Here is a 22671-nt window from a genome sequence, read left to right on the forward strand (position 1 = left end):
TTGCCGGCCGTTTGGGCGCTTGCAGCCGCCTTCGGCTATCCGTTGGTCGAGGTCATTCGCTTCAGCTTCTATTCCGGCGCTGTCGGTGATCTCACCTACGTGGGCACGGCGAATTACGAAGGCCTGTGGCAGGATCCGGTTTTCGTCAGCTCACTGCTCAACAACCTGAAGCTGCTCGCCACTGTGCCGATCATGACGGTGCTGGCGCTGATCATCGCCCTCATTCTGAACGCGCAAGTGCGCGGCTGGCAGCATTACCGGGCGATCGTCTTCCTGCCTTATATCCTGCCGGCCACCGCCATCGGCCTGACGTTCAGCTTTCTGTTGGAGCAGCGTGGCGTGCTCAATACCCAGCTGGTGCAATGGCATCTCGGTTTCCTCGCGGCGGATTGGCTCGGGTCTGCGGCCAATGTGGTGCCGACGATCGGTGGTGTCATCATCTGGCAGCAGCTCGGCTTCGGCATCGTCGTCTTCGCCGCCGCCCTGCTTGCGGTGCCGCAGGAATTGGTCGAGGCCGCCAAGATCGATGGCGCTACGGGCTGGCAGATCCAGTGGTCGATCCTGCTGCCGCAGATCCGCAGGGTGATCGAGTTTTTCATGATCGTTGAGGCCATCACGGTGCTCTCCGCGATCTTCACCTATGTCTATGTCCTGACCAAGGGCGGTCCGGCGGAATCCTCCAGTGTCATGGAATACTATATTTTCGAGAATGGTTTCGCGAATGGTGCGATCGGTGTCGCGTCAGCCGCCGTCGTCGTGCTGCTTTGCCTCGCGAGCGTCTTAATCTTCGTCTATCTGCGCATGCGCGCCCGGTCGGCAGAGGTCACGTCATGAAGCGGTGGCTGGTGCCGAGCCTGCAACAGATTCTGTTGATCGGATTGACGATCGTTTCGCTGTATCCGCTGTGGTTCATCGTGCAGACGGCACTGAAGACGCAGCAATCCTATGTGAGCAACCCCACCGGTTTCCCGACATCGCCCAGCCTGCATGGCTTTCTGGACGTATTCCAGACCATGCCTTTCGGCCGATGGACGCTCAACAGCCTTGTCGTTGCGGTGGTTGCGGTGGTCGCCGCCACGGTCATTGCGATCTTCGCGGCCTATGCGGTCGCCTTTGGCCGCTTCGTGGGGCGCCATAGCTTCTTCAATATGAACATTGCGCTGATGGCCCTGCCGCCTGTGGCACTGGTCGTGCCGCTGTTTACCGTGATGGTGCAAACAGGCCTGATCAATACGCTGCCATCCGTCATGCTGGTCTATACGGGGCTGCTCATTCCCTTCTCTATCTTTTTCCTCGTCAACTTCTTCCGGGAATTGCCGTACGAGTTGATTGAAGCCGCGACGATCGACGGCGCGTCGCATGCGCGCATCCTGATCAGGATCGTGATGCCCTTGTCCATCGCGACCACCTTCACGCTGGTGATCGTCAATACGATCTGGGTTTGGAACGAGTTGCTGTTTGCGCTCGTTTTTTTGCAGGACGACCGCCAGCGGACGGTGATGGCAGGTCTGGCGCTGTATCAGGGGCGGTTCGCCACCAATGAACCGATGATGATGGCAGGCGCCTTCCTGTCCATCCTGCCGCTGCTGATCCTGTATCTGGCGAGCCAGAGATTCTTCGTCAGAGGCATGACGGCGGGCATCGGCAAATAGGCTGAGGTAAGAACCGTCATTGCGCGTGGTCGCGGCGCCAGATGCCGGGCGGGACACCGACGACTTTGCGGAAGGTGGCGGTGAAATGGCTCTGATCGGCAAAGCCGCAGGCGAGTGCGATATCGGCCAGGCTTGTCCTCGCATCGAGCAGACAGCGCTTGGCCGCTTCGACGCGCTGCATGATCAGATATTGATGCGGCGGCAATCCCGTCGATTGCTTGAAGGCACGGGCAAAATGCTTGGCGGTGAGACCGGTCAAATCGGCTAACTCGTCCAGGCAGATATCCTCGGCAAGATGATCGCCGATGAAGTCGAAGGCGCGGCGTAAGTGTCTGGATGACAGGCCACCGGCGAGTGACGCCGCATCTGCGCGCGGTGAGTGGTGCAACCGCAGCAGCCAATCGACCAACAGAAGGGCACGGCCCTCCATCTCCAGCGACGTGGCGGGATTCTTCGTGTCAAACGCGCGCCGCAAATACTGGGATGTCAGGGTCTGTAGGGTCTTTTCCGGAACGAAGGAAAGATCGTCGCGGAGGTGTCCACTGAGAGCGGGCAGGTTTTCCATGTCGCATGCCCTGTCGAGTAAGCCATCGGGTAAGAAGACCTGGCCGAATGTGATGCTGCCATGGGCGAGATAACGGGTCGGGGTGCCCCCGGGCTGAAGGGTGAGTTCCCGGCCAGGCCCGCTGGTGCGAACCGTTCTGCGGTTGTGATCCTCAACGATCGCGCCATGAAGACGGATCCCAATCACCGTTGCGGGTGTGATCGCCCATGAGGATTCCTCAATGCCCATGGAGCAGGTGTGCATAAGAGCAGGGGCAAGCCATCGCTCCCGCAAGCCCTTGATGTCCACGATTCCAACGCTGCCACGTGCGAAAGCGACAATATGCAGGATGGTCGCATCCGGCTCTTCCTGTGACGCGTCGCCCGATTTAGCGTCCATCCGGCCAACTCCCCTGAGAGATCAAGGCCTTGTGGCGGAGCAAGCGGTGCTCGCGCCTTCTGAGACGGACGGATCCCATGAACCTGCCCGTCACTCCCTCTCAATTGTCGCATCTTGCGCTGAGAATCAAGTGTCTCCGTAATGAACACAAACCCTGGCCGTGACGTGCGACTTTTTCAATAAGGCTGCGGCAAATCACCAATCTATGACATGGCGTTTCGAATAGAGTTCCGTGGCAATCACCGATCGATGGTGGCCAATGGCGAAGGATGGGAGTGTATCAAAACGCCCTTTACGCCAGATGTTCTCAGAAGATGAGTATAAAGCCGCAATAGACCGACTCAGAATACTCTCAAGAGAGCCCCTTGGCACGCCGCAGACGGAAGGGATGCAAACACTGATTGACGCAATACTGGACTACGAGGCGCGCCACGGACTTGAACGCACCGTTTCCAAGAAGAAACCGCCTCGGGACCCCGCTATTTAGACGTCACCTTTGAGAGCCGGAGCAAAACCAATGCGCGCGACGACACTCCTCACCACTATTTTCCTTGGAGCAACGATGATGACCGCAAGCGCTGCGCCCAATGTTGCAACCGACCCTGATATCGATCCGCAGATCCGGGCGTTCCTTGTTGAGATCGACAAGGATCCGAGCCCGTTCTGGGAATTGCCGCAACCCAAGCCCCAAGACATCCTCACAGGGTTACAGGCGATGACGCCTGTCGACATGTCGGGCGTCACCACGGTCGAGAAGACGATCAGCCAGGACGACCGCACGGTGAAGCTCTATGTCATGACACCGGAGCATATCACCGGCAAACCGGGCGTGCTGTTCTTCATCCATGGTGGCGTCTGGATCGCCGGCAACTTCGACAACCATAAGCGACTGCTGCGCGACCTCGTCGTGGGCTCCGGCCAAGTGGGTGTCTTCGTCGAATACACGTCATTGCCGGCGGCCAAATATCCGACGCAGCCGGAGGAATGCTACGCCGCCCTCAAGTGGATCGCCGCCCATGCCAGCGAGTTCGGTGCGGATGGCAGCCGCATTGCGATTGCCGGCAATTCCGTCGGCGGCGATATGTCGGCCGCGCTGACGATGATGACCAAAGACCGGAACGGCCCGAAGATCAGCTATCAAGTGCTGTTCATTCCGGCCACCGATGCGAGCGTTGATACGGCGTCGTATCATGCTTTCGCCACCGGCCGCTTTCTGTCGCGCGCCTTCATGAAATATGGCTGGGACCGCTATGCCACTGATGAGAAGACGCGCAACAATCCGTATGTCTCGCCCTTGCGCGCCAGCATCAAGGAACTCACCGGCCTTCCGCCGGCCCTCATCATCACGGCTGAAAACGATCCCCTGCGCGATGAGGGGGAGGCTTACGCCCGCAAGCTGAAGGAAGCCGGGGTCGCGGTGAATGCCATTCGCTTCAACGGCACGATCCACGATTTCGTGCTCCTCAATGCCCTTCGCCACATCCCATCCACGGAGAGTGCGATTGCGCTTGCAAGCGACGGTATCCGACGTCACATCGGCCAGTAATGCCACGGCGATCGTCGCGCCCCGGATCAGGGGCGCGACGATCGGCTTTACTCTGAAGTGGTAGAACGCGCCTCTTCGAGCGGCGAGGGACCAAGCTCCTCCAGCAGCTGCGCCATCCGCGCATAGGCCTTGTTGCGATAGGCGACGAGCTTAGCCGCCATCTCAGGGTCGAAGTTCCCGTTGAATCCGGCTCCCGACTTCACGCCGAACTTGCCCTCCGCGACCAGGGACTTCAGCAGCTCCGGGGTGGCTAGCCGCTCCCCGAACGCATCCTCGAAGGTCTGGAAACAATTGGCGTAGACATCGAGACCGGCCATGTCGGCAATGGCGAAAGGCCCGAAGAACGGCAGCCGGAAGCCAAAGGTCGAGCGCACGATGGTATCGACGTCCTGGACTGTGGCGATGCCTTCTTCGACGATCGAATTGCTCTCTTTGAGCAACACATATTGCAGCCGATTGAGCACAAAGCCCGGCACATCGGCGACTTCCGCGCTCAAGCGTTTTGCGCGCCGCAGCATGGCCTTGACCACGGGGATGATGGCGGGGTCAGTTGCTTCCCCTGACACCAATTCAACGCCTGGAATGAACGGCGCCGGGTTGCTGAAATGGACCGTCAGAAAGCGTTCCGGATGGGTGACGGCGGGCGCCAAAGTCTTAACGGGGAGGGTGGATGTATTGGTGCCGATGATCGCATCCGGCCGGGCTGCCGCGCAGATGCGGCGCAGCACCTCATGCTTGATGGACGGGATTTCGGGCACGGCTTCCTCGATGAAATCGACGCCGCGCACGGCATCCTCGATCGAATCCGCCGTTTTGAGATTGGCCTTGATCGCCTCGGCCGAACCGGGCGCAAACAGGCCCTGCGCCTCGAACTCGCCCGCTTCCCGCAGCAGCCGCTCAAGCGCCTTCGATGTCGCCTCCGCCGTGACGTCGGCCAGCGTCACCGTGATGCCGGCCGCGGCAAGCGACTGCGCAATACCGCCGCCCATATAGCCAGCGCCGATGACGGCGACGGTTTCGATGCGTGTGATCATTCTGTTTAGCCCAAGTTAAGGGGGGTGCTGGCTGCGTCGTGGCCGATGACGAGTCCGAACGTATCAGTGCTCATCGATCATGTCTTTAACGATGCGGGCGGCGAGGGTGAAAGACACCGCCCCAGCGTCCCGGTGACCCTGGCTGCGTTCGGCATGCGGGCGCGCGCGCCCGAGCCTTGGTAGAAGGGACGCCGTCGCTTCCGTCGCGTCATGCGCGGCCTGCACCGCCTGAGCCCAGGCCATTTCGACCGACAGGCCGTGGGCGATGCCGGCGGATAGGGTTTCGGCGAAGGGCGCGAAGGCATCGACCAGGGTCTTGTCACCCGGTCTGGCACCGCCCAATCGCATGACATGCTCCAAGGCCACCATCGCCGCCTGCCCGATCTGATCGGGAGTCACGAAAGTGGTGTCGTCGAGCACTGTGCTGGCGGCGCGCAGCCCCAGGCCCCAAATGGCCCCGGAGGTGCCGCCGGCACGGTCGGCCCAGGCGTCGGACGCCGCTGCGAGCACGCTGCGCGCCCCGGCACCGGCTTCGGCGGCCTCGGACGCGGCCCGTGCGGCGGCGCGGGATCCGCGTGTCATGCCCTGGCCATGGTCGCCATCACCGGCGACGGCATCGATGCGCCCGAGTTCCGCTTCAGACCCCTGCAACGCATCCGCCATGCGGGTGAGCGCCTGGGCGATGGCACGGCCGCAGGGTCGGGACGCGGCACTCGCCTCCGGCCAGACGGTCTTTGTCTCGGCCTCTTCCACCAAGGGCGGCGCGGGCTCGATGGGCATGATGGCGCCGATGCGCAAGGCGGCCGTGTCACAGGGCGCCAGCCACAACGGCTCCAAATCCTCGTCCAACCAGGTGACCGTCAGCGAACAGCCTTCCATGTCGAGGCTCGTGACATATTCGCCGACGAGGGGTGCGACGACCGTTACGCCGCCGCGCGTGAGCGCCGCTGCGACATGGGCCCAGAGCACGAACAGCTCCTCGTATTTCGTATTGCCCAGCCCGTTCAGCACCACGGCGACGCGCGATCCGGGATCGGCGGGCGCCTCGGACAGGATGCGATCGACCAGCAGCGCCGCGAGCGCGGACGCGCGCATGATGTCGGTTTCGTCGATACCGGGTTCGCCATGAATGCCGAGGCCGATCGCCATCCGGCCTTTCGGCACCGTGAACAGCGGCTCGCGCGCACCCGGCAGCGTGCAGCCACCGAAGGCGACGCCGAAGGACCGCGTGCGAGCATTGGCATGCCGTGCCAGCCGCTCCACCGTGTCGAGCGGCATGCCAGCTTCCGCCGCCGCACCGGCGATCTTGAACACCGGGACATCGCCGGCAACGCCACGGCGTCGTGATTGCTCGTCGGCCTTGGCGCTCGCCACGTCATCGGTCACCGCGAGGACACGGACATCGACGCCTTCGGCGCGTAGCCGTTCTGCCGCGAAGCCGAAGTTCAGCGTGTCACCGGCGTAATTGCCGAAGCCCAGCAGAATGCCGCCGCCCCGGTCGGCATGGCGCATCACCGACGCCACCAGCCGCGTCGCGGGGGAGGCGAAGACATCGCCGGTGACGGCCGCATCGGCAAAGCCGGGTCCGACATAACCCGCGAAGGCCGGGTAATGGCCGCTGCCGCCGCCGATCACCAGCGCCACCTTATTGGAAGGCGTCAACGTCGAGCGGATCACCCCGCCGCTGACCGGCCGCACGATGCGCGCATAGGCGGCGCAATAACCGCGCACGGCATCCTCGGCGAAGCTATCCGCATCCTCAAAAACATGGGTCATGGATGTCGTCTATCGACCGCTGACCTGCTTCGGCAGTATCCGACGCAGATAGGCGCGATTGGTGCCGCTCACGCTCAGCCCGTCACCGCCATAATGCTCGCAGCAGAAGGCGCCACGGAAACCGTGCGCAATCGCTTTGCCGATGGCGACGCGGTAATTGATCAGGCCCGTTTCAAGCGGTGCCGGTGCGCTGAGGATGATGCCCTTGGCCTCATCCTCAATGCGAAGGTAATTCTTCACATGCCAGTAGCGCACATAGGGCACGGTCTTCTCGACCATGCTGAGCCAATGCTCCATCGGGCGATGCAGGCGGATCAGGTTGCCCAGGTCGGGGTTCAAACCCACCGCCGGATGATCGACGTCCTTGACGAATGTCACCGCGCTATCCGCGGTGCCGATATAGGTGTCCTCGTACATCTCCAGCGCGATGTCGATCCCAACCTCCTCGGCGTGACGGCCCAGTGCGCGCATGCCCTCGACGGCCTTGCGATATACGGCGGGGTCGTCCGGGTTGTGGACACCATCCACCGTCCAGAACCACAGCGCCTTCTTCTGCGCATCGGTAAGGGGTCCGAAGAGGCCGAAACAGGCGGATTGTGCCCCAAGGTCGGCAGCGGCATCGATGACACGGTGACAATAGGTGAGATACGCGTCCCCATGCTCGGGATCGATGATGCTGCGCCGTGACGTGGAAATGGCGGGAACCGTGAGGCCGGACGCGGCCAAGGCTTGCTTGAATTCATCCCGCCGCGCCTGTGACAGGTCCGCGACGCGCAGCCAGCAATCGGTGGGGTCGAGTTCCGTAAAGCCCGCGTCGGTCACGTCAGACAGGGTTGCGGCCCATGCTTCGGGCGACTGATCCTGAACCGAGCTGCCGTCCGGCAGAACATTGACGTATTGGATCATCGCTGCGGCGATGGGCCAATTGTCCCGTGTCAGGACGGACGAATGGGGTGAGCCTTCTTGCGAAGGAGGGGTCATGGCGTGTGCTCCCGGCGATCCAAGACGATGCAAGCCACCCGAGAGCCGCCTGCGCGTCGTTATTGTTACAGCGGACGCTAGTACGCTCTCCCATATTCGTCCAATTCAATTATAAGCCAAGTTAATATAGATTTGGATATGAGGCTGATCGATGACCAGTCGCCGGCGCCTGACACTCAACTGGTTCCTGCAAAGCCGCCTCAAGCTGCGGCACCTTCAACTGCTGGTGGCGCTGGACAAGCAGCAGAGGCTGCAACTGGCCGCGGATAGCGTCGGCATCTCCCAACCCGCCGCCTCCAAGCTCCTGGCCGACCTGGAGGAGGCGATGGGGCAAGCGCTGTTCGACCGCGTGGGGCGGTCGTTGGAGGTCAATCTTTACGGCGCCATCCTGACCCGCCGTGCCCACGCGATCCTGGCGGAACTGGAAGGCGCGCGGGATGAGATGAACGCCCTGCAGGATGGGCATCTCGGCCGCGTCGCCATCGGCTCGATCGATGCGCCCGCCATCCTGATGGTGACGGCGGCGGTCGTGCAGGCGCAGACGCTGTATCCGCGGCTGGAGATCGAGGTGCAGGCCGAGTCGAGCAATGTTTTGATCAACCAGCTCATCGCCGGCCATCTCGACATGGTGCTGGGCCGGCCGATCGCCGAGCAGTCCGGAAGCCACTATGTCTATCACGAGATCGGCAATGAGACGTTATTGCCGATCTGCCGGCCCGATCATCCCTTATGTCATCAGGCCGAGCTGACCATCCAGCAGCTGCAAGCGGAGCGATGGGTGCTTCAGGCACGCGGGTCGCGCCTTCGCTCGCGCGTCGAAAGGCTGTTCTATGAGGCGGGTCTGCAACCGCCCGAGCGCGTGGTGAGCACCAATTCGCTGCTGATGACCCTGGCATATGTGACGGGGTCCGATGCCATCAGCATCGTCTCGGAAGCCGTGGCACGGCAGCAGGCCGCCTGCGGCCAGATTGCCATTCTGCCGTTGAGTGTCGCTTTGACAGCCGGGGCCTATGGGCTGATTCTGCCTAGCCAGCGGCCGCCGTCACCGGCGACGGCCACCATGCTGCGACTATTGTTCCCAGATGCACTGACGCCTGTGGGGCTCGCTTAGGCCGGTTCGGCGAAAGTGCCTGGGCTATGAGCGGTCGCGTGCCATTGCGGCGTCCTGTCCTTCTGTGCGGCTGCGAGGGCTGTCTCCACGCCGCTCGCATCGAAATCATTGACATAGACCGGTGACCCCGGCTGTTGCCGCCAGGATTGATCAAGGCCACCAGCATCCACCGGATCGAAGCCGAGCGCATCGATGAGCGTCAAAACCTTGACCTTGGCGGCGTCGTCATCGCCCGCGACCGGCAGCGCAATGCGGCCGGGCGCGCCCTTCGGCTGGCCAAGCTCCAGCAGATGTTTGGCGTAGATGTTGTTGAACGCTTTGATGACCGGATGCCCGATCTGGCTTTCGACCCATCGGCTCTCGACCATGCCTTGCTCGATTCCTTCGATCGCGCCATCGCGTTCACGGGGATAGTAATTGTTGGTATCGATCACAGGCGTGGACGCGGGCACATGCGCGAAAAGGTCCGACGGCAGCGAGGCAACTTGATTCATCGTGATGGTCAAGACGATCAAATCGACCTCACGCACGGCGTCACTGCGCTCGACGGCGATCGCCCCTGTCTCCGCAGCCAAATCGTGGAGCGTGTCCGCACCGCGTGAGTTCGCGATCAACACATGGTGACCGAGTGCCACGAGGCGGTGGGCGAGGGCGCCCCCGATTTGGCCGGCGCCGATGATCCCAATCTTCACGTCTCTTCTCCTATCTATCTGAAAGCCAGCCGAGGTCTAAAGCGCTAGGACTGTGCTTTTAACTTCTGATCCAGCGTGTCAAGCGCACGTTGGAATACATCATCATGCACCATCGGAATCAATCGGACGTCATCATTGGCAGAAGCCGTCCAGTCCGCCGTCCAAACCGCGAAACACTGATCGGACGCCGTCACCGGATGCAGCTGAACACCCGAATGATAATTTAACCAGGGCAGTTCGCTGGCATTGATCTTGTAGCGGAAGGCATGATCGAGGTCAGACATCATGGTCAGTTGCTCTTGCAACTTCCCCTCCCCAAAGCGGAACGCGCGCACGCCGGACACCTTGTCGGAGCGTGCGGCGTCGAGCATGTGCATCTCGGCAATCTCCGGGTGCCACGCATCCATGCCCGCGAAATCGCGCATCTCCGCCCAGACGCGGGCGATCGAGGTATGCAGAACGGAGGAGCAGACGACCTTGGCGGGCCGAAACCCCTGCCAGCGCAGGCTTCCGCTCGGCGCGGCCGCGCCCTTGAGCTGCGCCGCGAGCGCCGACAATCCTGTGGCGAAGACGCCGTTCGACACGATGTCGACATAGACGCCGGTATCCTCCGGCTTTTCGTCGAAGGTGGCGGACCAGCTTGCAAAGGTGCCATCGCCGTTGGTGACGGGCGTGAGTTCGAGGGTCGCGAGATAGTTGGCGACCGGAAATGCCGGCGTCTCGAAATTATAGATCAGCCGATAGCGGCTATCGTCCAGCATCATGAGGCGTTCGCGGGCGGTGGCGCCGTCCGTCAGTGTGAGCATCCTTATGCAGCCGACCGCATCGGCACCCTGACCTTGCTCGATCTCGCTCTTCGCGATGGCGGGGTGCCAGGATGCCAATGCACCAAAGTCGCGGATCGCCGCCCAAACGGCTTCCACCGGCGCTTCAATGATCGCACTCGCATATGCATGGGCCATGGCGGCAATCGTCCCTTATGTCAGCGTGTAATGGTTTTGAAGCGGCGGGTTTGCTCGATCAAGGCAGTCTCGCTCGGCAGACGCTCCATGCTGGAAGCGCCGTAGAAGCCGTGGCAATCCGGACAGCAGGACAGGATATATTGCGCATCGTCGGGTTCGGCGATGGGGCCGCCATGGCAGAGCACAATGATGTCGGGCCGCACGCGGCGCCCGGCCTCGGCAATGGCGTTGATGCGTGCGGCGCAATCATCCAGCGTCATGGCGGTGGTCGCGCCGATCGAGCCGCCTGTCGTCAGACCCATATGCGCGACCAGGATATCGGCCCCGGCCTCCGCCATAGCCACGGCGTCATCGGGGTTGAAGACGTAAGGCGTCGTCAGCAGATCCTTGACATGCGCGAGGCGGATCATCTCCACCTCCAGCCCATAGCCCATGCCGGTTTCCTCCAGCGAGATGCGGAAGGTGCCGTCAATCAACCCGACGGTAGGAAAGTTCTGCACGCCGGAAAAGCCGAGGGCGCCGAGCGTGTCGAGGAAATGGTCGAAATGGCAGAACGGGTCGGTGCCATTCACGCCCGCGAGCACAGGTGTGTGGTGGACGACGGGCAAGACTTCCCGCGCCATCTCGACCACGATGTCATTCGCATTCCCATAAGCGAGCATGCCCGCCAGGGATCCGCGACCCGCCATGCGGTAGCGGCCGGAATTATAGATGACGATGAGGTCGATGCCGCCGGCTTCCTCGCATTTGGCGGAAAGGCCGGTCCCGGCACCACCGCCCAGGATCGGTTGGCGGTCGCGCACCATCGCGGCGAACCGCGTCATAATGTCGGCACGGCGCATCCGAGGCATCTTATACGCTCTCCATCACGTCTTGAAATTGCGCCAGCAAATGATCCGCGAAGGCCGGGTCGTTCACCGCTTCGGGCACGCGGATCAGCCGCCGCAGATCCGTCTGGCGCACGGTCCGCTCCAGCGCATCGAACAGGGCCATATCAGCCTCCGGATCATGGAAGGCCATGCCGGGTGAATCCAACAGCGAGACCCCGCCGAGCGGGAGCAGGAAACGCACCGGACCTTCGCAGAGATTGAGGCGTTCGCCGATCCATTGGCCGATCCGCCGATTTTCGTCCGGCGTCGTCCGCATCAGCGTGACCTGCGAATTATGGACATAGAGGTTACGGTCTTTGTACTGCGACGGCACCGTGTTCAGCGCGCCGAAATTGACCATGTCGAGTGCACCGCAGGACCCCACATAGGGCAGGCCCGTCCGTGCCACAGCGCCGAAGCGATCCTCCGTGCAGGGAAATACCCCGCCCATCAGAAGATCGCAGACCTCGGTCGTCGTGACGTCGATCACCGCCGCGAGCAGGCCCGAATCCACCAGCTTTTCCATGGATTGGCCGCCCGTGCCGGTGGCGTGGAAGACCAGGCAATCGTACCGGTCCTCCATCAGCGACACGAGTTGGTTCACGCAAGGCGTGGTCACGCCGAACATCGTGATGCCGACGGGCAACTTCTCCGAGGCCGTAGGTGGCGGCGGCGATGCCTCTGCCATGCCTGCCATGGCATGGGCGGCATTGGCCAGCACAAGACGCGAAATGCGGTTCAGTCCGGCGAGATCGGTCACTGAATACATCATCGCGATATCGCTGCCCCCGACATAGGGGGCGACGTTGCTGGAGGCGACGGTCGAGACCAGCAGCTTCGGCACCCCGATGGACAGCGCCCGCATCGCCGGGGCGATCAGGGCCGTGCCGCCAGAACCGCCCAGGCCGATGACGCCGCCGATATCCTGGCGGGAGGTCAGGAACCGCTCCAGCGCCACCGCCATCGCGGTGATGGAACGGCCACGGTCGCCCGTAAACACGGCCTGGGGGCCATCCGGGTGGTAGCTCGCGACCTCCCCAGCCTCGATATCGGCACCCGACCCATGCGCATAGGTCGAGACGTCGATGACGGCGGCGGCGATGCCCCGGTCATGGATAAGGGTGCGGACATAGTCCAGTTCCGCCCCCTTGGTGTCGGCGGTTCCCACGACATAGATGCGCTTATCGGCCATCGGTTGACTCCCTCACGCGGCGGCCCCGACCATGGTGCCAGCCCCTAGATACCGTTTTTGCAAATCGGCGTTGGTCGCCAGATCCCGCGCCTCGGTCTCGATCGCGATGCGGCCGTTGACCATGATCAGCACGCGGTCCGCGACCGCTGTTGCGACGGCAAGATTTTGCTCCACCAGCAGCATGGCGATGCCTTCCGCCGCGAGATGGCGAAACACCTCGATCAGATGGTCCACGATCACCGGCGCCAGCCCTTCCGTCGGCTCATCCATGACCAGCAGAACCGGATTGAGCAGAAGCGCGCGCGCCACCGCCAGCATCTGCTGCTCGCCGCCGGAAAGCTCAGCACCGCCATTGCGGCGACGCTCAGCCAGACGCGGGAAGGTCGCGTAGACACGCTCGATCGTCCATCCGCCGGCACCGCTCGCCACCATGCGCAGGTGTTCATGCACCGACAGGGACGAGAACACGCGGCGGCCCTGGGGCACATAGCCAATGCCCGCACGGGCGACGCGGAAGGGGCGCAGACCGCCGATCTGCCGCCCGCCAAGTTGGATGCTGCCGCCGCGCAAAGGCAGAAGCCCCATGATGGCCTCGCAAAGCGTCGACTTCCCCATGCCGTTCCGCCCGACCAAGGCGAGCGGCGCCTTACCGACCGTAAGGGACACGCCCTGCAGGATGGGGCTGGCGCCACGGCTGACCTGGAGATCTTGAATGACGAGGATGGGATCAGGTTCCATGCTTGCCCATGTAGATATCATGGACGCGTGCATCGGCCGCGATTTCGCGCGGCGTGCCTTCGGTGACCACCGCGCCATTATGCATCACCGTCACGCGGTCCACGGATTGCAGCGCCACGTCCATATCATGCTCGATCATCACCAGAGTGAGCGACCGTGGCAGGTCGCGCAGCAGGTCGATCAAGCGATGCCGCTCGGCGAGCGATAGGCCGGCCGCAGGCTCATCCAGCAACAGCAAGCGCGGCGAGCCCGCCGTCGCCATGCCGAGTTCAAGCTGGCGGGCCTCCCCGTGGGACAGCGCACCCGCCTTGATGTGACGCATCCGCTCCAACCCGACGCGCTCGGCCAATCGGTCGGCGGCGTGCATTTCGGGGCAGTGCGCGGCGCGGCGCCACGAAAACCGCCGGTCGCCAAGGCCGCGCTCGGCCAGGAACAGACATTCCCGCACGGTGAGGCCGGCGAAGACCAGTGATGTCTGGTAGGTGCGCCGCATCCCCAACCGGATGCGGCGCTGCGTGGGCAGACGCGTGACGTCTTGGCCGAACATGCGAATCTGCCCGGTGCTCGGCGGAAGATCGCCGGCGATGACGTTGAACAACGTCGTCTTTCCGGCGCCATTCGCGCCGAGAAGCGCACGCCGCTCCCCCGCCGCCACGGAGAGTGTCATCGGTAACACGGCGCGCACAGCGCCGAAGCGCCGCGACACCGTCTCCAGCAGCAGCGCTGGAGGCGCCGGTTCCATGGGGCGGGTCGCACTCATGGGCAGGACGGGTTGTCGCGGGTCGGCAGCCCGAGCTTGAGATAGGCGGCTTCGCCGAGCCCGAGGAATTGATCCACACCCTCGAACTTCTGGACCGGGCTCGTCGTCAGATCGCCATTCTTCTCGACGATCTCATTGACGAAGATGGTGGCCGTGGCCTGGCGGTTCTTGTTGATGAACACCGGCCCGGTCGGTGTGTCGAAGCGCAGCTTGTCCAAGGCCGCGCGATACTTGACGCCGCCATCCGACAGATCGCCGTCCACGGCCTGGATGCCGAGCAAAGCTGCCTTGGTGCTGACGTAGTAGTTGAAGCAGAACAGCGAGGGTGACGGCAGGCCGGTCGGGAATTGCTTCCTGTAGGACGCGACGAAACTCTGCCAGGCGGGGCTGGGGTCGTTGTCCGAAATTGGGCCGGAGGACAGCACACCGGGCAGATGCGCCCGCACCGGTCCCTTTGCGGCGAGCACGGTCTGATCCACGGCGATCGAGCCGCCGATCATCGGCACGTCGCCGCCCGCCTGGGTATATTGGCTGAGGAAGTTGACCGCGTCGGATCCCCCGAGCACGACGAAGATCGCGTCCACATCGCCCTTTTCGGGAAGCTGGGCGATGACGGAACTGTAGTCCTTGGTGCCCAGCGGCACGAAGAACTTGTGGGTGACGCGGCCACCATCGGCGCAGTAGGTGCCCATCAGTCCGAAGATCTGCGCATAGGGGAAGGAATAATCCTCAGAGACTAGAACGATCCGGGTCCAGCCCTTGGTCTTCTTGATGTAGTTGCCGAGGGCTGCGGTCCATTGCGCGCCATCCGTATTGAACCGGTAGAAATTCGGCGAGGGATCGACCAGCGTTGTCTCGACCGCCGCCGACGAGCCGTTGAAGAAGGTCACATGCGGAACGGTCTTGGCATAGTCCTTGATGCGGATGCCTTCGCTGCCCGACAGCGGACCCACGAATAGCTCCACCTTGTCCTGATCGACCAGACGGCGGGCGGAGGCGAGGGCGACATCCGGATTGCCGTCCGAGGAGGCGCGCGAGAAGGCGATTGTGCGGCCCGCGACGGTGGGGCCGAATTCGGCCAGCGCCATTTCAATGCCACGGAAGGAATCCTTGCCGGGCTCGGCAAACGGCCCTTCCAGCGTCGCGAGGCCGCCGATGCGCAGCGGCTCCGCGGCTCTGGCACGCCGGATGCCTCCAGCGGTCAATCCGGTGACCACGGCGGAGGCCGTGACCAGTCCAAAATCGCGTCTATTGAGCATGGTGGTTCTCTCCCGTTGATTGGCCGTCCGCTTCGAACGTCGGACGGGTTGCTGGCAGCGACGTGGGCGCTTCGGTGCCACGCGTCGTGACATCTCTGTGGCCCGACAAGGGCTGCCGCCCCGGGGCGATACGATGAAGAGCGCTGCGCCCGATCCCCAGCACGCCATCGGGTGAGAACACGACGACGGCCACGAAGATCACACCGATGACGGTGTTGAAGCGCTCGGGCGGCACCAGGTAGATGGCGAAGCTTTGCACGACCGTGAACAGGAAGGCGCCGAGGAAGGCGCCTTCCGGCCCCAGCATGCCGCCCAGGACCGATGCCATCAGCACGTCCAGCGTTGGCGTGATGGCGATCGAGCCCGGTGAGATGGAGCCATTGAGCCAGACATTGAGGATGCCGCCGACACCGGCGATGAACCCGGCGAGACCGAAGGCCGCGATGCGGGGCAGCGCGAGCGGATAGCCCAGTGCGCGCAGCCTGCGTCCATTGTCGCGCGCGGCTTGCAGCGCGAGGCCAAACGGTGTGCGCACGACCCAGCGCACCAGCGCGTAGCACAGCGCGGCGGCGACAAGGCTGACGTAGAAGAAGGGCTTCGGCTGCGCCATGTCGATGCCGAGGACATGCGGCGGCGGGATGCGGGTGAACCCCGTGAAGCCGTTGAACATCGAGTAGTTCTGCAAGGTGAGGTAATAGAAGCCGACAGCGATCGCGAGGGTGATCATCAGCGTGTAGATGCCCTCCGTGCGCACCGCGATGGCCCCCACCACCAAACCCGCCAGTACGGCGAGGCAGAGGGCGATCACCACGGCCACAGGCCATGGCAGCAGCAGGCCCACGCCGCCCATTGGCGCCGTGAAATAGGCCATGGCGTAGCCCGCGATCCCCGCCACCGTCATCTGCGCCAAAGACAGCATGCCGACATAGGCGGACAGGAACACCAGGCTGAGGGCGATGGTGCCGAAGCCCAGCGTGCGGCCACCGACCTGAAGCACCCAGAAGTCGTTGAGCAGAAACGGGTAGACCAGTAGCAGCAGGATTCCGCCCGCGATGAAGATCGGCCGTGCTGTCATGCGCGGCGCCCCATCAAGCCGCGGGGGCGGATCGCCAGAACCGCGACCATGATGAGGAAGGTGAAGGCGACACCATAGGTCGGCGCATAAGCCAGACCGTAAGTCTCGGCCATGCCGACCAGCAGCGCGCCCAGTGCCGCCCCCGGAATGCTGCCCATGCCGCCGACAATGACGACGATGAGGGAGGAGAGGAGGTAGCGCGCGTCTTCACCCGGTGAGACGGAGAGGACCGATCCGCCGATGACGCCGGCGAAGCCTGCCAAGGCGCCCCCAATCGCGAAGACGACGAGAAAGACCAGCGGTACGTTGACGCCCAGAGCCTCCACCATGCGGCGATCATCGACCCCGGCGCGGATCAGGATGCCCAGACGTGTGCGCGTGAGCAGCAGCCACAAGGCGACGCCGACGCAGACGGCAACGGCGACCAGCAGCAGACGCGCCATCGAATAGCGCCGCACGACCAAGAGCGGCACAAAGCCGTTCAAACTGTCGGGCAGGGTCAGTTGATAGGTGGTGCCGCCCCATTGCCACAGCATGAGGTCGGCCAGCACGATGGATATGCCGATGGCGACCAGCGCCTGACGCAGATCCTGACCCTGCATCCAGCTAAAGAAGGCCATTTGCAGAACCGCCCCCAACGCGGCCGCCGCTGCCGCGCCGGCGAGGAGCGCTGCGACCCAGCTTCCGGTGGCGAGCTGCGCTTCATAACCAACGTAAGCGCCGAGGAGATAGAGCGAACCATGCGCCATGTTGACGACGCGCATGAGGCCGAAGATGAGCGTAAACCCGCTCGCCACGGTGAAATAGAGCGAGGCCAGCATGATGCCGTTGAGGCTTTCGATCCAGAACAGCCGCCAATTGATCAGATGGATCAAGGAGATCTCACCCGCATCGCATCCTCCCCTCTCGCGCTTTTTAATCGACGGTCGATGCCGTCGCTGCGCGTTGGGGTGAGTGTTGCAACGCCCGTGCCAGCATCGTGAACCCAAGACAGCGGCTTCAACGCCAGTCGATCATTGCCCAAAACGAGTAACGCGGCCCATAGTTACTCAAAAGAACCCATTGAGGGGTCAATGTTGCGAGGGATGATCGCGTCCGCGCCGGCCAGCTTCTCAGAGGGGTCGGACTTTTTGGTTCTGGCCCCGCATCTGGCCGGCCTATCGGCGGAACTCGGCGATCTCGTCGGCATTCTGCCGATCGGGAGCATCAATCAGACGCTTCTCACACTGGTGAGGACGCCGTCCGCCATTCCCGTCTATGCCGCGATCCTGCCCACCGATCCATTTCTGGGCGGGGACGCGCTGTTTCGCGAATTGGCGGCAAGGGGCGTCAGCGCCGTCGTCAATTTCCCGACCACGGGCCTCGCGCAAGGGGAGTTTCGGCGCGCCCTGGAAACGGCGGCCATGGATCATGGCCACGAACTGCAGATGCTCGGGCGCGCCACGTCCTTCGGCCTGCGTGCGATGGCGACCGTCTTCTCCTACGATCAGGCGATGCAGGCTGTGGCGGAGGGCATCGATCGGCTGCTGCTGCACCCAGGCCTGACGACGGGGGACGCGGACCTCGATCAGCGGCTGGCGGAAGGGGTGGAAACACTTGTGCGGCGCCTCGTCGATGGTGGGCACGGGGACAGCCTGGTGCTCTACCGCCACCCGAGTTTTGGCACGCGATTGGAGGCGGCGGGGCGTCTGGTGCCGGCGCTGCTCGACTGGGGCATCGTGCCGGAGCAGGACCTCAGGTGCTAACGGGACCGCGCCGCAAATCCTTGCCGCCGTGGCTGCGCCGCACCGCCACTAACGGTGATCAAACGGGAAGATTCCTGATCGGGGCCGCGATCGGTGTCGGCATGGTGGCGCGATCTGCCGAGCTAGGTGGTGCGGATTTTCTCATCGCCCTCGCCGTCGGCCGGCTGCGTATCCAGGGCGCGCCGTCAGTCGCCTCGATGCTGCCGACCCATGATGCCAATGCCTGCGTCGCCCAATTCGGGCGCACGGAGATCCTCGGAAAAGTAGCCTTACCAGTGATGTTCGGCGTGTCGGTCTTCGATCCGCGCACGGATCTTCACGCTTTGCTCGATCGTATTCGCGATTGGGGCTTTGCGGGCGTCACCAATTTCCCGACCTCCATCCATCTCGATGATCGCTTCGCCGCAGCACTGAGCCGACAGGGTCTGGGCTTCGGTCGGGAGATCGACCTGATGCGCGCGGCGCGGGCGCGGGGCCTCGGCACCGTTGCTTACGCACGATCGGAGGAGCAGGCGGCGGGCATGGCCGAAGCCGGCGCCGATATGCTGTGCCTCAACTTTGGCTGGAACGCCGGCGGTCAGGCCGGTCTACCCAGCCACCTCGCGCTGGATGATGCAGGGTCGCAGGCCGCGCGCCTGTTCGGCACGCTGCGGCGCAAGCGGCCCGATCTGCTTTGCGTCGTTGAAGGCGGCCCGATCGAAAGCCCGGAAACGGCGGCCGATGTCTGTCGTGCCAGCGCGGCGGACGGCTATATCGGCGGCTCGACGCTGGACCGGATGCCCCTCGAAGCGGCCATCGTCGAGGCGACCTCCGCCTATCGGTCGGTTGCGGCGCTCAGCCGGCGTGTCGAAGCCCTGCAGGATGCCATGCTTGGGGACGGCCGGCGGTTTGGGCTGATCGGGCGGTCGCCGGGCATTCGCCACGTCGTTCGACTGATCGAGCGCTTCGCCCCCACGACCATGACCGTGCTGCTGCTCGGTGCCAATGGCACGGGCAAGGAGCTGGTCGCCCGCGCCCTGCATGCGAGCAGCGGGCGGGCGGGCCGGCCGCTGGTGACCCTCAATTGTGCGGCGCTGCCACGCGATCTCGTTGAAAGCGAAATGTTCGGCCATGAGAAGGGCGCCTTCACGGGGGCCACCCGCGCTCGCCTCGGTCGGTTCGAGGAAGCGGAAGGCGGCTCGCTGTTCCTGGACGAGATCGGCGAGCTGGATATCTCCTCCCAAGCCAAGCTTCTACGTGTGCTGGAGAACGGGGCCTTCGAGCGTGTCGGGTCCAACCAAACGCGGCGGGCGGATGCGCGCATCATTTGCGCCACCAATCGTGACTTGCGGGAGATGGTGGCGACCGGCCGTTTTCGCGAAGACCTCTACTACCGCTTGAACAAGCTCGAAATCACATTGCCGCCGCTGTCTGAGCGGCTGGAGGATGTGCCCGCGCTGGTCGAGCATATTCTCCAGACCTCCGTAGTCGCGCTCAATCCGAGGGTGCGTGCGGTGGACGGCGCGGCCTTGCGCGCGCTGATTGCCCATTCCTGGCCCGGCAATATCCGCGAGCTGCGCAACGCGCTGGAACGGGCGGCGGTGCTGTGCGACAGCGACCGCATCAGCGTCGCGCATCTGCCGCATTTCGAGCCCGCCGTGTCCACCGCGCCGGCCGCCGTTGCGGACCCGCCGCGCGCCGAGGGTGGCGAACGGGATTGGCTGTTGGACGCACTGCGACTGCACCGGTTTCGTCGTGACGAGACGGCGGAGGCCTTGGGGATCGCGCGCAAGACACTGTACAATAAGATGCGGCGGTACAAGCTGCTGTGACCGCAATCTTGCAGGACCAAGACTTGGAGCTGCAACATCGGAAGTTCATTTGGTCACTGGGTCGTCGTGTTCCCAATGCAGTTCGTCTGACGGTGAGGATACCGGAGCGGATGGACGCCGGCCGAACAGCCAAAAGGCGACGAGCATTGGGACAAAAAAAATCGCCAACCGACCTGTCGCGTAAATATGGTCACTGGGCTCACCCGCACCTCCGAGCAAAATCGCGCTCTGGAGAAAGCTTAGTAATATGCAAATAGGGAGTAACGTCACCAAAATAGATACCGGCACGCGTCCGAGTGATACGCGAGACAGTCCTGCGGCTGTGGCGGCGACAGCGACCGGAAGCGCTGCAACAGCGAGCGCAATCACGAACATAACGAGTGGAGCTTCCTCGACCATGTCCCACGAATCTCGAGGTGATCGATTTGGATTATGATGCAGGAAATCTGCATTCACGACAGTTCCAATGTCCCATATGGTCATTGCGATAGTCATGGTTAACACGCCGAGTAGTAAAAAGCGCCAGATCTCGATACCGACGCGCTCGGTGCGACGCATGTGCTACCCCAGGTCCAAGGCGGTCTTAGCGCATCATCAATAGCGCAATCATCCCGCCTGTCACCACAACCCAAGGTAGAGTGCCGCGGCCCTCTACATTTGACGGTGCGCAGAAACGTTACTTGGCTTTCACCGATCTGGTTCCCAGGTCTGCCGTCGGGTGCAACTCGAAACGGGAGACCTTATCATGGTCAATCACCAGACATTCGATTGGATTATGTTCGCGATCCTCGGCATTCCCTTGGCCCTTGGCGTTGTCCAAATTGCCAAGCCAGATTGGTTGGAGCGATTCATCCGCGAGCGGTGACACTAGCGCCACGGGTGCGCGCGACGGTGATTTGCCATCAATCGATCTGAAATTCGCGATAGTCCTTCCTGTCGAAGCCGTGCATTCCAGTCCCAAAGTAGGGAAGGAAGACGTGATGCTTTTGGCGGGCAAGGTTGCTGTTATTTCCGGGTCTGCCGGACCGCGTGGCCTCGGTTTCGCTACAGCGCAGATGTTCGCGGCGCAGGGGGCACACGTCGTGATCCTCGACATCGCGCAGGAGGCGTCTGAGGAAGCTGCCGCGAAGCTCGGGCCCGATCATCGCGGCTTCGCCTGCGACGTGACCAGCCGCGCGGCCTGCGATGCCGCCGCGCAGGCGGCGATCGCGCATTTCGGTACGGTCGATATCCTGATCAACAACGCCGGCATCAGCCAGCCGATTCGCATCATGGATGTGACGGCGGCGGATTATGATGCGGTGCTGAACGTCAATCTGCGCGGCGTGATGTTCCTTAGCCAGGCTTTCATTCCCCATATGAGGGCGAACAAAAGCGGCGTCATCGCCTGCACCTCGTCGGTATCGGCGCAACGGGGCGGCGGCATTTTCGGCGGCCCGCATTACTCCGCGTCGAAAGCGGGTGTGCTCGGCCTCGCCAAGGCGATGGCGCGCGAACTCGGCCCGGACAATATCCGCGTCAATTGCGTCACCCCCGGCCTGATCCCGACAGACCTGACGGGCGACAAGCTGACCGAGGCGATGCGCGCCGATATCGTCAAGGGCATTCCGCTCGGTCGGCTCGGCAAGGTCGAAGACGTGGCCGGGGCATTTCTGTTCCTGGCCTCAGATCTCTCGGCCTATGTCACTGGCGCGACGATCGATGTGAACGGCGGCATGCTCATCCACGGATGAGCATGAGGCGCGTGGTTATTCGGCGGTCCAGCCACCGTCGATAACCACCGCCGAACCCGTCATCAGGGCAGAGGCGTCCGAGGCGAGGAAGACCACGGCGCCCATCAGATCCTCGACCTGACCGACACGGCCGAGTTTGATCTTGTTCAGCACGCTCTCGCGAAATCCAGGAGCCTCAAAGAAGGGCCGGGTGAGGGGGGTTTCGATGAAGGTCGGCCCGATGGAATTGACGCGAATGCCCAACGGGCCGAGGTCAATCGCCATGGCTTTGGTGAGGCCTTCGATCGCATGTTTGGTGGCGCAATAGACCGTGCGATGGTTGCCGCCGACATGGCCCATTTGCGATGACATATGGATGATGGAGCCGGGGCGCGTGGCGTGGGCCAAGCCGCGCGCCACGGCCTGCGACACGAAGAAGGTCGCGCGCAGGTTCAGCGCGGCGACCGCGTCGTAATCCTCGGATGTCACATCAAGGAAATGGGCAGGGCGGTTGCTGCCGGCGTTGTTGACCAGGATGTCGAAGGGCGGCTGCGCGTCGATCAAAGCGGCCACCGCCGCGATGTCAGTGACATCCGCCACCATGCAATCGGCGCGGCCGCCCTCCGCCTGGATGGCCGCTGCGACCTGTGCGATCTCGTCCTGCGTGCGCGAGAGCAGCGTGACATGGGCGCCCGCTTGGGCCAGGGCCGCCGCGCAGGCGACGCCGAGGCCACGGCCCGCACCGGTGACCAGGGCGCGTCGCCCGGTGAGGGCGAAGGACGGCAGGCGCGGCAAGGTCAATGGATTAGCCAT

General features: G+C 63.4%; 22 protein-coding genes. 7 read left to right on the top strand and 15 right to left on the bottom strand.

Translation table 11 applies throughout. From position 1 onward, the window contains the following. Entirely contained in the window at positions 1 to 834 is an 834-nt protein-coding gene (locus tag QP803_RS04485; RefSeq protein WP_284946500.1) for a carbohydrate ABC transporter permease, read from the top strand. Next, the gene (locus tag QP803_RS04490) at positions 831 to 1652 is read left to right on the top strand and encodes a carbohydrate ABC transporter permease (RefSeq protein ID WP_284946502.1); all 822 of its coding nucleotides are present in this window, start codon (positions 831 to 833) and stop codon (positions 1650 to 1652) included. The genes QP803_RS04485 and QP803_RS04490 overlap by 4 nt, the downstream gene beginning before the upstream one ends. 16 nt (positions 1653 to 1668) lie before the next feature. On the opposite strand, the gene QP803_RS04495 is transcribed toward QP803_RS04490, so the two are convergent. Next, on the bottom strand, positions 1669 to 2595 hold the full coding sequence (locus tag QP803_RS04495; protein ID WP_284946503.1) for an AraC family transcriptional regulator: 927 nt from the start codon (positions 2593 to 2595) through the stop codon (positions 1669 to 1671). A 562-nt stretch (positions 2596 to 3157) separates the two neighbouring features. Here QP803_RS04495 and QP803_RS04500 point away from each other — a divergent pair. Continuing rightward, complete coding sequence (locus tag QP803_RS04500) at positions 3158 to 4141, top strand: alpha/beta hydrolase (protein ID WP_284946504.1); 984 nt, start codon at positions 3158 to 3160, stop codon at positions 4139 to 4141. A gap of 47 nt (positions 4142 to 4188) precedes the next feature. On the opposite strand, the gene QP803_RS04505 is transcribed toward QP803_RS04500, so the two are convergent. The 3 genes from QP803_RS04505 to QP803_RS04515 all read right to left on the bottom strand — a co-directional run bounded on the left by QP803_RS04505 (position 4189) and on the right by QP803_RS04515 (position 7932). Then, complete coding sequence (locus QP803_RS04505; protein ID WP_284946505.1) at positions 4189 to 5175, bottom strand: 3-hydroxyacyl-CoA dehydrogenase family protein; 987 nt, start codon at positions 5173 to 5175, stop codon at positions 4189 to 4191. 63 nt (positions 5176 to 5238) lie between these two features. Continuing rightward, on the bottom strand, positions 5239 to 6951 hold the full coding sequence (locus tag QP803_RS04510) for a dihydroxyacetone kinase family protein (protein WP_284946506.1): 1713 nt from the start codon (positions 6949 to 6951) through the stop codon (positions 5239 to 5241). 9 nt (positions 6952 to 6960) lie between these two features. Continuing rightward, positions 6961 to 7932, bottom strand: a complete 972-nt coding sequence (locus QP803_RS04515; RefSeq protein ID WP_284946507.1) for a sugar phosphate isomerase/epimerase family protein — start codon at positions 7930 to 7932, stop codon at positions 6961 to 6963. 151 nt (positions 7933 to 8083) lie between these two features. Between QP803_RS04515 and QP803_RS04520 the strand changes: the two genes are divergently transcribed. After that, positions 8084 to 9043 carry a LysR substrate-binding domain-containing protein gene (locus tag QP803_RS04520; RefSeq protein ID WP_284946508.1) on the top strand — a complete coding sequence of 320 codons (960 nt, stop codon included), beginning with the start codon at positions 8084 to 8086 and terminating at the stop codon, positions 9041 to 9043. Here the strand turns inward: QP803_RS04520 and QP803_RS04525 are convergent. From QP803_RS04525 to QP803_RS04565, 9 genes are read right to left on the bottom strand one after another with little or no spacing between them, the layout of a single operon-like run. Beyond that, a complete protein-coding gene (locus QP803_RS04525; RefSeq protein WP_284947826.1) occupies positions 9040 to 9753 on the bottom strand; it encodes an NADPH-dependent F420 reductase in 714 nt (237 codons plus the stop codon). The genes QP803_RS04520 and QP803_RS04525 overlap by 4 nt on opposite strands. Before the next feature lie 26 nt (positions 9754 to 9779). Further along, positions 9780 to 10697 carry an SRPBCC family protein gene (locus QP803_RS04530; protein ID WP_284946509.1) on the bottom strand — a complete coding sequence of 306 codons (918 nt, stop codon included), beginning with the start codon at positions 10695 to 10697 and terminating at the stop codon, positions 9780 to 9782. A 20-nt stretch (positions 10698 to 10717) separates the two neighbouring features. Further along, entirely contained in the window at positions 10718 to 11548 is an 831-nt protein-coding gene (locus QP803_RS04535; protein ID WP_284946511.1) for a phosphoenolpyruvate hydrolase family protein, read from the bottom strand. Between the two features lies 1 nt (position 11549). After that, on the bottom strand, positions 11550 to 12758 hold the full coding sequence (locus QP803_RS04540) for a Tm-1-like ATP-binding domain-containing protein (protein WP_284946513.1): 1209 nt from the start codon (positions 12756 to 12758) through the stop codon (positions 11550 to 11552). Positions 12759 to 12770: 12 nt separating this feature from the next. Next, complete coding sequence (locus QP803_RS04545; RefSeq protein ID WP_284946515.1) at positions 12771 to 13496, bottom strand: ABC transporter ATP-binding protein; 726 nt, start codon at positions 13494 to 13496, stop codon at positions 12771 to 12773. Continuing rightward, complete coding sequence (locus QP803_RS04550) at positions 13486 to 14238, bottom strand: ABC transporter ATP-binding protein (protein WP_284946516.1); 753 nt, start codon at positions 14236 to 14238, stop codon at positions 13486 to 13488. The genes QP803_RS04545 and QP803_RS04550 overlap by 11 nt, the downstream gene beginning before the upstream one ends. 14 nt (positions 14239 to 14252) lie before the next feature. Beyond that, the gene (locus tag QP803_RS04555) at positions 14253 to 15515 is read right to left on the bottom strand and encodes an ABC transporter substrate-binding protein (RefSeq protein WP_284946517.1); all 1263 of its coding nucleotides are present in this window, start codon (positions 15513 to 15515) and stop codon (positions 14253 to 14255) included. Continuing rightward, the gene (locus tag QP803_RS04560; RefSeq protein ID WP_284946518.1) at positions 15505 to 16590 is read right to left on the bottom strand and encodes a branched-chain amino acid ABC transporter permease; all 1086 of its coding nucleotides are present in this window, start codon (positions 16588 to 16590) and stop codon (positions 15505 to 15507) included. The genes QP803_RS04555 and QP803_RS04560 overlap by 11 nt, the downstream gene beginning before the upstream one ends. After that, on the bottom strand, positions 16587 to 17465 hold the full coding sequence (locus QP803_RS04565; RefSeq protein ID WP_284946519.1) for a branched-chain amino acid ABC transporter permease: 879 nt from the start codon (positions 17463 to 17465) through the stop codon (positions 16587 to 16589). The genes QP803_RS04560 and QP803_RS04565 overlap by 4 nt, the downstream gene beginning before the upstream one ends. A 210-nt stretch (positions 17466 to 17675) precedes the next feature. On the opposite strand from QP803_RS04565, the gene QP803_RS04570 reads away from it, so the two are divergent. Further along, positions 17676 to 18335 (top strand): phosphoenolpyruvate hydrolase family protein, encoded by a 660-nt coding sequence (locus QP803_RS04570; RefSeq protein ID WP_284946520.1) that lies wholly within the window; start codon positions 17676 to 17678, stop codon positions 18333 to 18335. Next, on the top strand, positions 18329 to 20146 hold the full coding sequence (locus QP803_RS04575; protein ID WP_284946521.1) for a phosphoenolpyruvate hydrolase family protein: 1818 nt from the start codon (positions 18329 to 18331) through the stop codon (positions 20144 to 20146). Before QP803_RS04570 ends, QP803_RS04575 begins: the two co-directional genes overlap by 7 nt. Positions 20147 to 20191: 45 nt before the next feature. Here QP803_RS04575 and QP803_RS04580 read toward each other — a convergent pair whose 3' ends face one another. Beyond that, positions 20192 to 20704 carry a hypothetical protein gene (locus QP803_RS04580; RefSeq protein WP_284946522.1) on the bottom strand — a complete coding sequence of 171 codons (513 nt, stop codon included), beginning with the start codon at positions 20702 to 20704 and terminating at the stop codon, positions 20192 to 20194. A gap of 422 nt (positions 20705 to 21126) precedes the next feature. Here QP803_RS04580 and QP803_RS04585 point away from each other — a divergent pair, with 422 nt between their 5' ends. Further along, the gene (locus tag QP803_RS04585) at positions 21127 to 21879 is read left to right on the top strand and encodes an SDR family NAD(P)-dependent oxidoreductase (protein WP_284947827.1); all 753 of its coding nucleotides are present in this window, start codon (positions 21127 to 21129) and stop codon (positions 21877 to 21879) included. A 15-nt stretch (positions 21880 to 21894) separates the two neighbouring features. On the opposite strand, the gene QP803_RS04590 is transcribed toward QP803_RS04585, so the two are convergent. Further along, the gene (locus tag QP803_RS04590; protein WP_284946523.1) at positions 21895 to 22671 is read right to left on the bottom strand and encodes an SDR family NAD(P)-dependent oxidoreductase; all 777 of its coding nucleotides are present in this window, start codon (positions 22669 to 22671) and stop codon (positions 21895 to 21897) included.

This window comes from Acidisoma sp. PAMC 29798, from assembly GCF_030252425.1.
GTDB lineage: Bacteria > Pseudomonadota > Alphaproteobacteria > Acetobacterales > Acetobacteraceae > Acidisoma > Acidisoma cladoniae.